The organism is Rossellomorea arthrocnemi (assembly GCF_904424705.1).
Lineage (GTDB): Bacteria > Bacillota > Bacilli > Bacillales > Bacillaceae_B > Rossellomorea > Rossellomorea arthrocnemi.
This window is the reverse complement of the sequence record NZ_CAJGBF010000033.1, coordinates 14357-28915: the sequence shown is the minus strand read 5'-3', so window position 1 is coordinate 28915 and position 14559 is coordinate 14357. Positions and strand designations below refer to the sequence as shown.

The following is a 14559-nucleotide window of genomic DNA, read 5'->3' as shown; positions in this document are numbered from 1 at the left end:
ATATATCCACTGGTACAATCATGAACGTTCAAAAGAAAAATTGGATGGACTAAGTCCAGTCGAATACCGAACTCAGTCCATCCAATCAGCTGCATAACAAAACTCTAACTTTTGGGGTTAGCCACCAGGCTGCTCTCTTTTACTTGTCATTTTTTTCTATTCCATTCTCAGGTATACTATTCATAGAAAGTTAGTCAAAGGAGCTTTTACACTATGAGTATCATATCTTCCCTTCTAGGGGTATTATTTTTCCTGAACCTGGTCCTCGCTGCCGTTATTATTTTTCTGGAACGGAAAGACGCAGGAGCGACATGGGCCTGGCTGATGGTATTATTCTTCATCCCATTACTGGGATTCATCCTCTATTTGGTATTTGGCCAAAATTTAAGCAGGAAACGGTTGTTTGACTGGGAAGATATGAAGAAAATCGGAATAGAAAATTTGATCCAGAATCAAATCCGTTCTTTGAAAGAACATCGTTTTCCTTTTAAGAATGAAATTTCTTCGCAATATCAGGATCTTATCTATATGCACTTGATCAATAATGAAGCTCTACTGACCCAGGATAATGAAGTCACATTATTCACACACGGGGAAGACAAGTTTGGGGCACTATTAGAAGATATTGAATCTGCACAGGACCATATTCATATTCAATATTATATTTTCAAAAAAGATCAGCTGGGTAAGCGGATCCTGGAGAAGCTCATCCAAAAAGCAAATGAAGGTGTAAAGGTCAGGGTACTGTACGATGAGATGGGGTCCCGGAGAACAAGGCGGGGATTCTTTAAAGATCTCCTCTCTGCCGGTGGTGAGGTGGAAGTGTTTTTCCCTTCAAAGATTCCCTTTATCAATCTCCGGTTCAATTATCGTAATCACAGAAAGCTTGTGATTCTCGATGGGAAGGTTGGTTATGTTGGGGGCTTTAACATTGGGGATGAGTACCTGGGCTTGAATCCCAAGTTCGGGTATTGGCGGGATACACATCTGAGAATTGAAGGCAGTTCAGCTCTGGCCATGCAGACCCGATTCATCCTGGATTGGAACCAGGCTAGCCGATCGAAGAAGATTGCCTATGATCTGAGATACTTCCCTCTCTCTTCCTTTACGGGTGAAGCGGGGGTTCAAATTGTCACTTGCGGTCCCGACTCGGAATGGGAGCAGATTAAAAACGGGTATATAAAGATGATTTCGTCTGCCAAGAAGTCCATCCTCATTCAGACTCCTTATTTCATACCCGATGTCAGTCTCCTTGATTCATTGAGGATCGCTGCTCTTACAGGAGTGGATGTCCGGATCATGATCCCGAATAAGCCGGACCATTTATTTGTTTATTGGGCGACGTATTCCTATATCGGGGAGCTGTTGAAAGCGGGAGTGAAAATTTATATTTATGATAATGGATTTATACATGCCAAAACCATCGTCGTAGATGAATCCATCTCCTCTGTCGGCACAGCCAATATCGATGTACGCAGCTTCCGATTGAACTTCGAGGTCAATGCCTTTCTATATGATCTCACACTCTCTGAAGACTTAAGCTCGGTGTTTATGAAAGATGTAGAAAAGAGCAGGGAATTAACGTTAGACGGTTATCATCAAAGACCTTTAATGATCAAGGTGAAGGAATCCATATCAAGGCTATTGTCCCCCATCTTATAGTAGTGTTGATTGGACATTGCCATATGTAGATAGAAAAAGGCATAATAGAGGTAATGCGTAAAGAATAGAGAGGAATGAAAGCATGAGTGTTCATAAAGAAATTTCCAAGCATTCCAACAAGCAAAATCAGCTGGTTCAACAATTTATGATACTGGACGAGCGCAGGGAAAGGGCGATTGACGAAGCAGTTAAGCTTTGTTCCGCTAAAAAACCTTTCACAACAGACCGTATTAATCAAGTAACAAATGAAATCAACGCCCTTGCAAGACATGGAGTTGTCCCCCAAAGGAAGCTTGTCAGGACCGAAATGGTTGAGGAATATGTGGCGAGATTAACATAATCCGCCTACCCTTTTCAGACATTATAAATAACCCTGATTCGTCTGCATCCATTCCGATGGTGAAGGCGTGTCAGGGTTATTTTTAGTTGAAGGAGGGTATTTAGGCTTTTAATGCGCTATTCCACCCATCGTATACAAATACAGGCTGTGAGTCATTTTCCGCTCGTTCGATCACCACATAGTTTTTATGAGCTACGACGGTTTGATCATCGGGTAAATCCAGTTTCTTCGCGATATCCCTATCCATTTTGATGATTACGGTGTTTTCTCTTAGGGTTGTAACGACGCCATTGATGACTTGTTTCTTTCTTCTAAACTGTACCGTATCACCAAGGTTTGCATTCTCTTTTGAGTAAACGAATGTATTTTCCATTTTAAAATCCCCTTTTCAAATAATGTAAGAGTTTCTCTTTTTAATTGAAAGAATTTTCTAATAATATTATTTTAACGTGTTTTGATATAAATATCAATGAATGACCTATCCTTTTTGTACCACAATTTAATAAAGTCAAAACCTTTTGGGAAACCTTTTTCCAAAGCTGCCATTCTTAGCGCAACCACATCACTTGTGTATACTTAGACTAAGTGAGGAAAATATTTTCTTTTAGTGTGTTTTCACCTAAAAAAACTTAATCACTCCCATTTAATTCAAAAATCCGAACTGCTTCTCATTTTATAAAAAAAGAGAAGCAGTTCGGATTTTCCTTCGACTAAAGTACGTTTGTTGCTATTTAATTAATAGGCCAATGCATTCTTCTTCTCTTCTTTCATGAGAATGAAGCAGAGGAAGATACCTAATAGTGATAGTACAGCGAAGAACAGGTACACCGTGTAGATGGAGTATGTTTCATAAATGAATCCCCCCACAAAGGTGCTGAACCAATTCCCGAGACCATTTCCGATGGCTGAATAAACCGTGACGGCGGTTGCTGTAATATGTACAGGCGTGATTTCTTTAATGTAGCGCAGACCTGCCGGAATGAACAAGCCAATGGCTAGACCCTGCATCACAGCTGAAGAATAAACAAGCCATAGACTCGGTTCCGTGAAGTATAATAGCCAGCGGATCATGGAGGCAGCACCCGCTAATGCCGCTACCGTCAAAAGACCAAACTTATCAATCCACCCTCCGGCGAACCTCATGAACGGTACTTCTGATAATACGGCAATTAAGAAAGCTAGACCTATGCCGGCGTATGTACCGCCAGAATCTTCAACGAATAATCCAAAATACACGTTGTTGGCTAAATTCGGACCGAACACCAGGAATGTGACGGCAAGGAAGATCAGAAATTTCTTCATCGTGAATAATTCCTTCATCCCCGCTTTTAAATCGAGCTTTGCTGCTGCCCTCTCCTTAGGAAAACGGAATGAAAGGATACCTGCAAGGACCAGGCAGATAAAGAACGAGTAGAATATAATCGTCGGTCCGATAAATCCCTCCGATAGCCTCCCCATAATGAAGACCGCAATACCGAATCCCAATGATCCGAACAGACGGATATTTCCATAGTTATAACGGACTTTACTTGTATACTTCAAGCTGATGCTGTCAGATACGGGTATGATGGCGCTTTGGAAGATTGCAACTAAAATCGCGACCACAAATAGGCTATAGTACGCATCCATGAATAAGTAGCCTAGAGCAAACACTCCCGCAATCAGGGAAGTCCCCCCTAATACAATGATAGGACGATTGGTTATGTCACTCACCATTCCCCATATCGGCTGGAAAAAGATCATCATGATGGGACCGACAGACATGATGCTTCCTATTTGATATCCATTTAACCCTACGCTTTCACTCAAATAGACACTGAGTAAAGGATATAAACTTCCAACCCCGAAGAACGTTAATAAATAAAACCCCTGTAACGTGAAGATTTGATTTCGTACAGCTCTTTCCACTACCGTATCCCCCAGATGTTTTTTGTCTATCTTATAGTAGACCTTGACCGTTCAATTGTCTATGAGTTTAATCTTTATATGGTTTAAGTCATGTTTTTTCAATGAATCTGTGCAAGGGAGGAATGGGTGTTCCAGCTTCGGCGGCCAGGCATTCGCGGTCGTAAACCATGAACAGGCCGCCTCCGCTTTTGTTTAATTTTCCCGTTTGACTTTTTTGATTAAACCCTTTAAAGTATGGAAGTATATTTTAAATCAACTAAATAACATATCTTCTTATCCAGAGAGACGGAGGGACTGGCCCTGTGATGTCTCGGCAGCGGACTCTTTGTGAGTGCTGTGCCACATCCAGCAAGTGAAATGCTTGAAAGATAAGAAGAGTGTTTCGTTTGAATGAAACCTCTTCTTATGATGGAAGAGGTTTTTTTATTTGATTCACAAGACAAAGGAGTGTTAGGCATGAAACAAGAAAAAGGAAATTTACTGGCTTTACTGCCCTTGATCATATTTGTTTCGCTGTTCCTTGGAGCAGGTATCATTTCAGGAGATTTTTATGCATTTCCTGTACTCGTATCCATCATCATTGCATCTGTTGTGGCTCTATTGATGAACCGAAAAGAATCATTAACCGCTAAGATTGAGCGGTTCGCGAATGGTGCCGGACATCCCGATATTATGATCATGGTCTTTATCTTCCTATTAGCAGGCGCTTTTTCCGGTGTAGCTGAAAAGATGGGTGCCGTTGATTCAACTGTCAACTTCGCCCTATCTGTACTCCCCGGCAATATGATCATGGTTGGATTATTCATCATCGCCGCTTTTATATCCTTATCAATGGGGACTTCCATGGGAACAATTGCAGCATTGGCACCCATTGGAGTGGGAATCAGTTCAGGAACAGATATTTCAATGCCCCTCGCCATGGCAACCGTCATTGGAGGAGCGATGTTTGGAGATAACTTATCGTTTATCTCGGATACAACCATTGCAGCCGTCCGTACACAGAAAACGGAAATGAAGGATAAGTTCAAGGTGAATTTCTTCATTGTATTACCGGCAGCCATCCTTACCATGGTTATTCTCTTAATCCTTACGATGGGGACTCCATCATCTGTAGGGGCGGAGAGGTATAATTGGATTAACATTCTGCCTTACCTTGGAGTCATTATCGGAGCCCTTGCAGGATTGAACGTATTTGTTGTTCTATTAGGCGGCATCCTGTTAGCAGGGATGATCGGATTGGTGGATGGAAGCTTTACCCCATCCACTTACTTTGCCAGCGTAGCTGACGGAATGACGGGTATGGCAGAGATTGTGATCCTTTCAATCTTGATTGGAGGAGTGGTCGAATTAATCCGGCATAACGGTGGAATCCAGGCAATCCTTTATCATGCCACCCGTAAGATCAAAACTCCTCAGGGTGCACAACTTGCTACTGCGGGTTTAGTCAGTTCGACGAATCTTTGCACAGCAAATAATACGATTTCCATTATCATTGCAGGGCCACTGGCTAAAACACTTAGCGAAAAGTATGGCGTGGATGCCCGTAAATCAGCCAGTATTCTGGATATTTTCTCTTGTGCTGTTCAAGGTTTGATCCCATACGGGGCACAGGCACTGTTAGTGGCAGAAGTAGCCGGCATATCACCGATCAGTATCATTCCATATGCCTTCTATCCAGTGTTGATTGCGATTTGCGGTTTGATTGCGATTCAATTCGCCCTTCCGAAATTCACTCGCAGTACCGCTCCTGAAGGAGATCCGGTTCAGTCTTCATAACGGATTGGAAAGAGACAAATCCTTTGGGGTTTGTCTCTTTTTCTATCACTGAATGTGTGTGTGAGATTAGTGTAGGGATTGATTTGACCCCTTTCAGCTGGGATTGTTCCTAATTCTTCACATCAAATTGAGTAATTGCATCTTTCCAGAGAGTAATAGCGTCAACATTTGGTATTATGCGTCTTTCTCCAAGTAATTCTTTTAACTCGATGTAATGCCACCAAATTGTTACCCACTACAAACAGCAAAAAAGCAGATCCCGCTACCCGGAATCTGCTTTTCTTTTATAACAAATCATTCACATGATACAACTTACCACTTTCGATGTCGCTTTCTGTTACAAGTTTTAATAACGCATCAGCAACTGTGTCCGTACTACGAAGCATCCCTTCATCTTTGTAGCGCTGGAATGATTCAACATCTGCGAAGGATTCTTTAGTGGAAGAACGGATTTCTCCCTGCATATCCGTATCCATCACCCCTGGACTGAAGGCAATGACTTGATGACGGCTATGTTTATTTGATAGCTCCAGGCTCACCGTTTCCGTCAGCATGTTGATTCCTGCTTTCGTTGCACAATATGTGCTCCATCCATATACGGGACGACTTCCCGCTCCTGAGCTGATGTTGACCATGACCATTTTCGAGTCAGAGCCTTTGGCTGCTTTGATCATCTCATTGGTAGCGATCATAGGGGACAGTAAATTGACATGTACGCTCGTTTCAAGTGCTCCGTTATCCACTTCACCTGACGGATCGATCGGCGTCACTACACCGGCATTTTGCACGACATAAATCGTCTCAGCTTCAGATTCAAATACCTTTGTTCCAACTTCTCGGAATACAGCCTCTGTTTGTGCTGGTTGAGAAAGATCACAGGAAAAGAATTCATACGACACTTCTTTTTCCCGGGCAAGCTTTTGTAAGCTATCATTGTCGGAACGGGAAATATTCATGACACCAATGCCTTTTTTTATAAAGAGCTTGGCGACGGACTCCCCTAAGCCTCTAGTTGCTCCTGTCACAATTGCATAATCCATATAGAATCAACTCCTTTTGATTATAAATTATAAGGGAGAGTTTTCTTTTTACAAAAAATTATGCACCCGTTTAACAGAAGATTTACAAATCCCCATTTAGCCGCCACATCAAGGCATGCTCTCATCAATTAAATGATATTCAGGTATAAGGTCTGACAGGGGCACAATCGATGCTTTTTTTTCATAAAGGGGAAGGAATTCTTTTAACATGGTGGCTACCTTGATCCCTGTAACCCCGACATGCCCGATTGCGATTGTGGACTCATCACTTTCTAGCTCTTTGGAAAGGAGCCGCGCCTGTTTTCCAATGTGCCGGATGGTGTAGACGTCATCAAAGAATAACTCATTTTCAAGATACGGGACGCCCAGTTCCTTTGCAAGCTTAGGAATGACGCTCTTCCCCGTTGTTTTACTATCAAGATAAAATAGACCCTTTTCCTTGCATATTTCCAACACAATTCTCATGACACGCTTATCCGCAGTTGCCTTCGAACCCATATGATGATTGACACCCACTGCATATGGTACCTCTTCCAGGGCCTGCTCCACTCTCTTTCTTATTTCTACATCTGAAAGGGAAGTCGTAATCGCTCCCGGTCCAAGCCAGCTTGCTTTCCCGGATATCGGTTCCATGGGAAGATGGACAATGACCTCATGCCCTTTTTGATGCGCTTTTTCAGCGTCTGCTCTGGTCGTTGGCAGAAACGGCATGACAGCAATCGTTAACGTGACGGGCAGGCTCAAAATTTCTTCTGTTCCTTTCATATCGTTTCCTAAGTCATCTATTACAATCGCGAGTTCTTTATGATGAGCGGAAAGGGGAAGGATGTTTCTTGCTGAAACTGACGTTTGAAAAGAAAAAGCCATAAGCAAACAGATAAGCAGGATCTTCATCTCGCATCACTCCTTTTTCTTTATGATGTCCATTTTGGGGAGGATATACGACTGATGTCCGTCCCTCTAAAGGCGGCAAAAAGAAAGCCAGGAAGCGTGGTTTCGCTTCCCGGCTGGGGATTTATTGAGGGACGGACCTATTGATCCCATGCTTTGGTGGGGCGGTCGTTTGGGTAGCCGTTGGTTTCGCGGTGGGTTTTTCTTTGTGCTGTAAAGTCCCACCAGTTCTTGGTACTTTTCGGATGATTGGCGTGGTGAACGACACATCTGAGTGAGTCTTCTACGCAGGGGTCCATCCATACCCCGTATTTCTTTTCTAAGTCGATGATGAGGTCTTCCCCCTTCTCACCTTGAATTTCTTCAAAGGTATAAAACCCGAGATCTTCTACTACATTGTGAGCCATATTGGGTCCAATAGAAGGGATCTGTTGAAAAATAGACATGCCGACTAAGTAACGGGATCTTTCCATAGAAATGTTCAGCTTCTCACGAAGAAGTTCAGGCGAGAAACTATGGATATCCCCCAACCGTATTTTCTCTTTGCGAAGTGCCGTTCTTTCCTTATCAGTCGAAGGAAGTTTAGGACTCTTTCTACTCATTCTATCTCCTCCTCATCCTTTAAAGGTTTGCTGGCGGATGAATTGGAATTCCTCCACCGCTGGAATATTGGTTTGCTTCTTGACCGGTTTATGTTTTGACTTGATTGGTTTGTTTTTCAACAGCACCCCGACTTTCGTTTGCTGGATTTCCTTCACACCCTGGACGATCAGTTGCATGGCGATGATGGCAATCATGAAGGCGACTAGTGGGGCAATGACAATCCAGTACTTGCCGGTCATAAGAGAATTCTTCGTCGAACTGATCAGTCCGGACCATTCGAACGTTCCGGACTTCGGTGGATCCGGCACAAGCCCGCCGGTTATGATCGTTCCCCCCAGGAATAGATGAAATAATCCGAGGTGGACAAGAATGAGCAGGGTCTGGATAAATTGCTGTCCCCATATAATAAACAGCCTCGGAGCCAGATGAGGGAAGAGATGCGTCCAGAGCAGATGCTTATTGCTCCCTCCAAGGAGCTTCGCAGATAAGACAAAATCCTGCTTCCCTATTATTTTCAACTCATTCCCGATCAATACCGTTGTCAAAGGCAGGACAAGGATCGTTAAGATAACTGCTTCGAATACGAGCCTCTCAAAGATCGAGTGATCCCACCCTAAAACGGGCAACCCCCAAAGTACCGGTCTTAATAGAAGATACGCGATAAGACTCAGAGGCAGAAAATGAATGGAATCTACCATGCGGTCCAGCCAATTCTTCTTGCTTTCTTTCAAGTGAAAATGATAGGCTATACCGAGATAAAATCCCCCGATCACCCTTAAAGAAGCTACAATTAAGGCAAATAGCAGGGTATACTTGGCTCCTACAATAAGCTGATCAAGGATACTATAACCAAAGAAGTCCGATCCCAGGATCATCTCCCCAAATGGTTTATGGGGAGGGGCGCTTATGATCCGCCCCTCGTCATTTTTCATAAATTGAATTTGTTTAATCGGCTCTTCTTTCACCGTTGAGTAAAAGAAACTGGCAGCAATCAAACCAAAAATCACGCTGAACCCAGTGGCAAACTTGCCATTATGCATATGTTGCCACCATAGCTTTCGCATCGTGGATAAAATGCCCCATATCTTCCATTCATTCCACTTTACTTTATCCTTTTTATATTTTGTATAATCCTCACTGCTCTCATGGTTAATCCACAGGTATACCCCTTGATACACCACAAAAAAAGGTGTGTAGATCATGATCAATGAGATGGCGATCACCATTGGCCTGAAATCTTGAATGATATAATATGTAATTCCCTTCATATTAAAAATCGTCTCAATAATGAATAAACTGGACAACATCCCCCATATAATCAGTTTTCCATGATAGAAAAGGCTGGGAGAAATATTTTTCAATACATGTGAAAAGAAAATCCGCCCCTTCGACATTCCCTTACTTCGAGCAAATTCAATATGAGACTTAAGCAGTTCTTCTTCCATAATAAAAAGGAGAATCCGAAAAAATGAAATCATAGGTATAATGGACAATGTAATCATCGGTGCAAGGAACACCTTTTCTTCCCCATACTCTGCAAAATTCATGAGTTCCACGCCAAAATATTTAAAAACAAAGACAATCAAGAGCTGGAGCAAAAACGCGAACATTAAATCCGGCACAGTCTCCAAGAGGTTTAATACTTTCTTAAAAGCCGAGGTAACCGCTCGGGGTAAAAATATAGTAAAGAAGGTAAGAATAAAGGCAATACCAAGCCCTAATCCCAAGGCACCCCCAATAATTTGGAGAGAATACAGATAGGGCTCCCAAAGCATGTCAAGGAAACCGACGGTAATCCCCTTATACGAATAACTCCAACTGGATCCATCAAGGAAAACAAGGATGAATGTAAAAAACTCCTCCACGTACCCTACAATATTGTATAATCCTCTCTCCTTAAAAACTTCTGGTGCTATACTTACGGCTAAAATCCCAACTAGACCGAGTATATAATAAAAAATGAATCTGATCGGAAATTTGAGATATTTCATACTTGAATCCCCTTTATTCTCTTTTTTACAGTCTAATAGAAACAACTAATTTTTTCAATTTTATTTCAAATCTGACAATTACATAACAAAAAGAGTGACTCTGTGATTTCAAAGTCACTCTCCCGCCCCCTAGGCCAACAACCGACTTGGCTTGCCTAAGTAAAATCCTTGTCCAATGGTGATACCGATTTCCTTAGCCACCTGCATATCCTGTTTTGTTTCGATTCCCTCTAAGACGATCAGCGTATCACTTCCATAGAATCGACTAAAGAAAGAGAGAAATCTCTGTTTCTTCTCATCCTGAGCGAGGTTCAAGGCGAAGTAGCGATCCAGCTTGATGATTTCCGGTTCATACTCAATAGATTTCTTAATGGAGGATGTCCCTTGCCCAAAGTCATCAATGGCGTACCAGACACCATACTGTTTCAGTTCCTTCAATGACTCCTTTAATAATGGGTTCTGCCAAAGCTCTTCCGCACTGGATTCGTTAATCTCCAATACCAGTCTCCCCTTAATATCAGGGAAGCGGTTCATAAGATCGAAAAAATAACTGTGAAAACTCGGATGGAGAATGGTCGTAATATAAATATTGAGGAACAATTTACAGTCCTTGAGACCATTTGATGAAAAGTTTTCAAGGGCTTTTGAAATCGATAGAGTATCAAGCTTGTACAGGATGTTTGCTTTCATGGCCGATTGAAATACACTTTCTGGATTTTCGTTATACTTATTTCGCAGAAGACCCTCATAAGCATAGAGGGCTCGATGTTCACCCATATCATACAATGGCTGAAAATCATGATAGATAAAGTCGTCTTGAAAAATAGTAAAGATGTTCATAGGACCCCTATACTCTCTCTTAAGTTTTGGTCTATCTCATAAAAAAAACCACACAAAAACGCATTCCCCGCGTTCGCATGTGGTCGGTTGCGCTACTAGCTCCCCTAAATGTAAGCGCCCATCTATCATTTAGGTTCAAAGCCCCCAGTCGAATTGTCTGTTTATGAAGATATTTTTCTTATAAGAAAAATATACCACATCACTAGTACTTATGGGGTAGATTTCCTATAAATTATTTGAAAATTCATAAAGAAAGCACCTATCTTGATACATACGGATTCTCACTTATCCAAAAACGCCATGGATAATCCCTTGCTTCACCTGTATTATCAATTCCTATACGTTTTCCTGCCGAAATGTTTTCAGGATGGTACCCTTCAGTAATCATGAGCGGGGGTTCTAAAAAGCTCCCCCCATAATCCTCCATTGTGATGCCTAATGCCTTCGTCAACTTACCTGGTCCATTTGTCCAATTCTTCTTTACATGCCCCGGTCTTCTAGCTTCCATAAGCTCCTGTCCTTCAAGAGGTTCAACGGCTCTGATAAGGATCGCCTCAGGAGTCTCCCTTTCGCCACTCACTACGTTCACCAGGCAGTGAGTGTGCATGACGTATGTATAGATGCGCCCTGCTTCTTGGAACATCACTTCCGTCCGTTTCGTACGCCTGTTTCCATAGCTGTGTGCCGCTCTGTCTTTGGGCCCCAGGTAGGCTTCTGTTTCCACAATATATCCTGAAGCCTTTCCCTCCTCCGTATCTTTCACTAACACACATCCCAACAGGGACTTGGCAAGCTCCAATGTAGGCTGTGCGTAAAAGGAGGAGGACATAGGTGTATCATTCATGATTTTCACTTCCTTACAAACGATTATTCAGTCATTACATACCCGATATTTACTAGGATAAATCTGAAATGCAAACTTACCGGATAAGGATCAAATATGCCCTTAATATCTTCAGGAATAACATGAAGATCCCGATTATCGTTTAAATAACCCTCATTGGGTCAGAACTGCCATAACACCATCTATGCCGGTGATGCCATTATATTGCCCACATTGACAGGAGCCGATTCTGCCTCCCAACTCTCTAAACTTTTTCGTTTAATGAAATAACTCTTTTCAACTTACGTACGTTCCTAACCCTATTTTTTACAGGATAAAGGTCTCAATGTAAGTACATAGTAAAGATTGTTAAATGCCTTTTTCGATTAGGCAACCAACAATAATGGAGGAACACTCATGAAAAAAAGAATCTTATCCATAACAACCTTTGCCGTCATCCCGTTTTTGTTGATGACTGGCTGTAATAACGATACAAACGATACACTGACAGATACCCAAAACGTGAAGTACGACCCGGTTTCATATGACAACAAAGACAGAGATGGTAAAGATGGGTTGCAAGGTAATCAAACGGCCCTTCACCGTTTCATGGCTCCGGTTGATCCAAATGGGGACTTACGGGAATTCACACACTTAGATCCTGGCGAGGAATATTCAGACCTAAATGAAGAAGCCCGCCTGCCGAACCAACCTGCCGGTGAACCGAATACAGCACAACCTGAACCGTCTGCGCAGCAGCCTAAGCAAGATACCCAAGCTTCAAATGCAAGTGGGTTTGAAAAGCAAGTGATTGATTTAACCAACCAAGAACGTAAGAAGAATGGACTCGATGCGTTAAAAATGGATGGTGAGTTATCAAATGTAGCTGAGATGAAATCTGAGGATATGAAAGAGCAGAACTATTTCTCTCATACATCTCCAACGTATGGATCTCCATTTGAGATGATGGAGAACTTCGGCGTGGATTATTCAACAGCAGCAGAGAACATCGCTGTTGGACAAAAAACACCTGAATCAGTTGTGAATGCTTGGATGAACAGTCCAGGTCATCGCAAAAACATCTTAAACAAACAGGTCACTCATATTGGTGTAGGAACGGCAAAGGATGCGAGTCAAGGAATTTATTGGACACAAATGTTTATAGCAAAGTAATCAGGAAGACCGGTGTTTTTGGCCGGTCTTTCATTGTTTATCCTACCAGTTACGACTGCTTCACCTTCATAAATTTGTATACATCTTTAAATCCTAATTTTTCATACAGCTTTATCTCCTGTCCATTAAAGGTGTATACATTCAATTTTTCTTCATCGCAGTCTCGATTCTTCAGTTTCACAAGTGCCTGTTACGTTGCATGAACTCTTCTCCAGAAGGACTTCATTGTGACCCCATCAACACTTTTATCCACTTTTGTACCCACCCCGCTAACTTATCATCCTCACGAGCAACGAGGATATAGGCCATGTTCGATAGAGTGACGATATGCTTATCACATGGAACCCCTGTTGCCTCTTCTCGATTCACTCCAGCCATTTCAACTATTTCCACTACCTCAAAGTCAGTAGTCCCGCCCATTTCCATAGTCAAACTTATTCCCCGCTTCCCATCATTCCACCCATTATAAGGGATTTCCCGTTCTAACCAAGCAACTCACTTTTTTAAGCCACCCTGACTCCGCCTCTGGTCTGATTCAAAAATAATCCTATGGCTCATTGTGATGGTGCTCCGACTGCATTAAAATAAAACTATCAAATGGAAAAACAAACCAAAGTGAGGGATTGAAATGAAAAACGCGTTTGCCGTCATTATTGCGCTACTTGCATTTGGGACGCTCTATGTCATTTTAAGTGACAATACATCATTATTTGCAAAAGAAAGTCAGTCAGGGGAACGGATCGAAGTATCGAATAAAATCAAACATATCGACCTTGACTTAGAAAGCAGCGACACGGAGGTCATACCCGTGGACAAAAATGAAGTAAAGGTTGAAATAGAAGGCAAAGGAACGATGACTTTAGCTCAGAAAGGGCACACGATCAATGTAGATGTCAAACATAAATGGTATGAATGGTTTGGATTCAATCATAAATCAAACGTAACGGTTTATGTCCCCAAAGAGTATGACCACAGCATGGAAATCGATATCGGTTCAGGCAATTTTACAATGTCGGGAGAATCCGATTCAACGAAATGGAAGCTCGATGAATTGTCCGTTGACATGGGATCGGGAAACATGGAGCTGAATGATATTGAGACCAACGTGTTCGAGCATGATGGTTCTTCCGGGGATTTGATCGTAGATGGTCTCACTACAAAGGAAGGCAGGGTGGAAATCAGCTCGGGTGATGTAAAATTATCCAAATATGAAGGCCCTTTGGAAGGAGAACTATCCTCAGGAGAATTATCTGTCACCATGGACTCCTTAAAGGGTGACCTCTCGTTCGATGTCAGTTCCGGGGGTGTGAACCTTGACTTACCGGAAGATGCAGGTTTTAAACTGAAGGGGCAAGCGAGCAGCGGAGATATTTCCTGCAATTTCCCATTAAAGGATCAGAAGATAGAAAATGGGGATATTTCCGGGGTTGCGGGGTCAGGTCAGTATACCATCGATGTGTCTGTATCCAGTGGAAATGTAGATATTTATTAAAAGAAAGGGTAAAGCCCAAT

At 42.3% G+C, this 14559-nt stretch carries 15 protein-coding genes and 2 riboswitches; of the genes, 6 read left to right on the top strand and 9 right to left on the bottom strand.

The features are described from left to right. From BAA9072_RS22795 to BAA9072_RS22785, 3 genes are all read left to right on the top strand, one after another. A partial coding sequence (locus tag BAA9072_RS22795; protein WP_201714309.1) for an IS3 family transposase occupies window positions 1-97 on the top strand: 97 nt, incomplete at its 5' end. Window positions 98-213: 116 nt separating this feature from the next. Next, window positions 214-1662 carry a cardiolipin synthase gene (gene cls, locus BAA9072_RS22790; RefSeq protein ID WP_201716855.1) on the top strand — a complete coding sequence of 483 codons (1449 nt, stop codon included), beginning with the start codon at window positions 214-216 and terminating at the stop codon, window positions 1660-1662. Between the two features lie 82 nt (window positions 1663-1744). Further along, entirely contained in the window at window positions 1745-2002 is a 258-nt protein-coding gene (locus BAA9072_RS22785) for a DUF2533 family protein (protein ID WP_201716854.1), read from the top strand. A gap of 100 nt (window positions 2003-2102) precedes the next feature. On the opposite strand, the gene BAA9072_RS22780 is transcribed toward BAA9072_RS22785, so the two are convergent. Together BAA9072_RS22780 and BAA9072_RS22775 are read right to left on the bottom strand one after the other, a co-directional pair. Beyond that, window positions 2103-2375 (bottom strand): DUF2187 family protein, encoded by a 273-nt coding sequence (locus tag BAA9072_RS22780; RefSeq protein ID WP_201716853.1) that lies wholly within the window; start codon window positions 2373-2375, stop codon window positions 2103-2105. Between the two features lie 362 nt (window positions 2376-2737). Further along, the gene (locus tag BAA9072_RS22775) at window positions 2738-3910 is read right to left on the bottom strand and encodes an MFS transporter (RefSeq protein WP_201716852.1); all 1173 of its coding nucleotides are present in this window, start codon (window positions 3908-3910) and stop codon (window positions 2738-2740) included. A 270-nt stretch (window positions 3911-4180) separates the two neighbouring features. Next, window positions 4181-4285, top strand: a riboswitch (SAM riboswitch). Between the two features lie 81 nt (window positions 4286-4366). On the opposite strand from BAA9072_RS22775, the gene BAA9072_RS22770 reads away from it, so the two are divergent. After that, window positions 4367-5686 (top strand): Na+/H+ antiporter NhaC family protein, encoded by a 1320-nt coding sequence (locus BAA9072_RS22770; RefSeq protein WP_201716851.1) that lies wholly within the window; start codon window positions 4367-4369, stop codon window positions 5684-5686. A 284-nt stretch (window positions 5687-5970) separates the two neighbouring features. On the opposite strand, the gene BAA9072_RS22765 is transcribed toward BAA9072_RS22770, so the two are convergent. The 6 genes from BAA9072_RS22765 to BAA9072_RS22740 form a co-directional block, all read right to left on the bottom strand. Beyond that, the gene (locus BAA9072_RS22765) at window positions 5971-6726 is read right to left on the bottom strand and encodes a (S)-benzoin forming benzil reductase (protein ID WP_201716850.1); all 756 of its coding nucleotides are present in this window, start codon (window positions 6724-6726) and stop codon (window positions 5971-5973) included. A gap of 108 nt (window positions 6727-6834) precedes the next feature. Beyond that, window positions 6835-7620 (bottom strand): divergent polysaccharide deacetylase family protein, encoded by a 786-nt coding sequence (locus BAA9072_RS22760; protein WP_201716849.1) that lies wholly within the window; start codon window positions 7618-7620, stop codon window positions 6835-6837. Between the two features lie 137 nt (window positions 7621-7757). Continuing rightward, window positions 7758-8219 carry a helix-hairpin-helix domain-containing protein gene (locus BAA9072_RS22755; RefSeq protein ID WP_201716848.1) on the bottom strand — a complete coding sequence of 154 codons (462 nt, stop codon included), beginning with the start codon at window positions 8217-8219 and terminating at the stop codon, window positions 7758-7760. A 12-nt stretch (window positions 8220-8231) separates the two neighbouring features. Then, on the bottom strand, window positions 8232-10211 hold the full coding sequence (locus tag BAA9072_RS22750; protein ID WP_201716847.1) for an ABC transporter permease subunit: 1980 nt from the start codon (window positions 10209-10211) through the stop codon (window positions 8232-8234). A 129-nt stretch (window positions 10212-10340) separates the two neighbouring features. Beyond that, window positions 10341-11051, bottom strand: a complete 711-nt coding sequence (locus BAA9072_RS22745; protein WP_201716846.1) for an EAL domain-containing protein — start codon at window positions 11049-11051, stop codon at window positions 10341-10343. Between the two features lie 72 nt (window positions 11052-11123). Continuing rightward, window positions 11124-11204, bottom strand: a riboswitch (cyclic di-GMP riboswitch). Window positions 11205-11310: 106 nt separating this feature from the next. Continuing rightward, window positions 11311-11895 carry a DNA-3-methyladenine glycosylase gene (locus BAA9072_RS22740; RefSeq protein ID WP_201716845.1) on the bottom strand — a complete coding sequence of 195 codons (585 nt, stop codon included), beginning with the start codon at window positions 11893-11895 and terminating at the stop codon, window positions 11311-11313. Between the two features lie 396 nt (window positions 11896-12291). Between BAA9072_RS22740 and BAA9072_RS22735 the strand changes: the two genes are divergently transcribed. After that, the gene (locus tag BAA9072_RS22735) at window positions 12292-13047 is read left to right on the top strand and encodes a CAP domain-containing protein (protein WP_230980979.1); all 756 of its coding nucleotides are present in this window, start codon (window positions 12292-12294) and stop codon (window positions 13045-13047) included. A 222-nt stretch (window positions 13048-13269) separates the two neighbouring features. On the opposite strand, the gene BAA9072_RS22730 is transcribed toward BAA9072_RS22735, so the two are convergent. Beyond that, window positions 13270-13479 carry a hypothetical protein gene (locus BAA9072_RS22730; RefSeq protein WP_201716844.1) on the bottom strand — a complete coding sequence of 70 codons (210 nt, stop codon included), beginning with the start codon at window positions 13477-13479 and terminating at the stop codon, window positions 13270-13272. 196 nt (window positions 13480-13675) lie between these two features. On the opposite strand from BAA9072_RS22730, the gene liaG reads away from it, so the two are divergent. After that, complete coding sequence (liaG, locus tag BAA9072_RS22725; protein WP_201716843.1) at window positions 13676-14539, top strand: LiaG family protein; 864 nt, start codon at window positions 13676-13678, stop codon at window positions 14537-14539. The last annotated feature ends 20 nt before the right edge of the window (window positions 14540-14559 follow it).

What these genes read in the sequence shown, in the direction of transcription:
- cls (WP_201716855.1), top strand. Translation starts at nt 214, where the DNA reads ATGAGTATCATATCTTCCCTTCTAGGGGTATTATTTTTCCTGAACCTG.
- BAA9072_RS22760 (WP_201716849.1), bottom strand. Translation starts at nt 7,620, where the DNA reads ATGAAGATCCTGCTTATCTGTTTGCTTATGGCTTTTTCTTTTCAAACG.
- BAA9072_RS22780 (WP_201716853.1), bottom strand. Translation starts at nt 2,375, where the DNA reads ATGGAAAATACATTCGTTTACTCAAAAGAGAATGCAAACCTTGGTGAT.
- BAA9072_RS22745 (WP_201716846.1), bottom strand. Translation starts at nt 11,051, where the DNA reads ATGAACATCTTTACTATTTTTCAAGACGACTTTATCTATCATGATTTT.
- BAA9072_RS22770 (WP_201716851.1), top strand. Translation starts at nt 4,367, where the DNA reads ATGAAACAAGAAAAAGGAAATTTACTGGCTTTACTGCCCTTGATCATA.
- BAA9072_RS22755 (WP_201716848.1), bottom strand. Translation starts at nt 8,219, where the DNA reads ATGAGTAGAAAGAGTCCTAAACTTCCTTCGACTGATAAGGAAAGAACG.
- BAA9072_RS22785 (WP_201716854.1), top strand. Translation starts at nt 1,745, where the DNA reads ATGAGTGTTCATAAAGAAATTTCCAAGCATTCCAACAAGCAAAATCAG.
- BAA9072_RS22740 (WP_201716845.1), bottom strand. Translation starts at nt 11,895, where the DNA reads ATGAATGATACACCTATGTCCTCCTCCTTTTACGCACAGCCTACATTG.
- BAA9072_RS22765 (WP_201716850.1), bottom strand. Translation starts at nt 6,726, where the DNA reads ATGGATTATGCAATTGTGACAGGAGCAACTAGAGGCTTAGGGGAGTCC.
- BAA9072_RS22735 (WP_230980979.1), top strand. Translation starts at nt 12,292, where the DNA reads ATGAAAAAAAGAATCTTATCCATAACAACCTTTGCCGTCATCCCGTTT.
- liaG (WP_201716843.1), top strand. Translation starts at nt 13,676, where the DNA reads ATGAAAAACGCGTTTGCCGTCATTATTGCGCTACTTGCATTTGGGACG.
- BAA9072_RS22750 (WP_201716847.1), bottom strand. Translation starts at nt 10,211, where the DNA reads ATGAAATATCTCAAATTTCCGATCAGATTCATTTTTTATTATATACTC.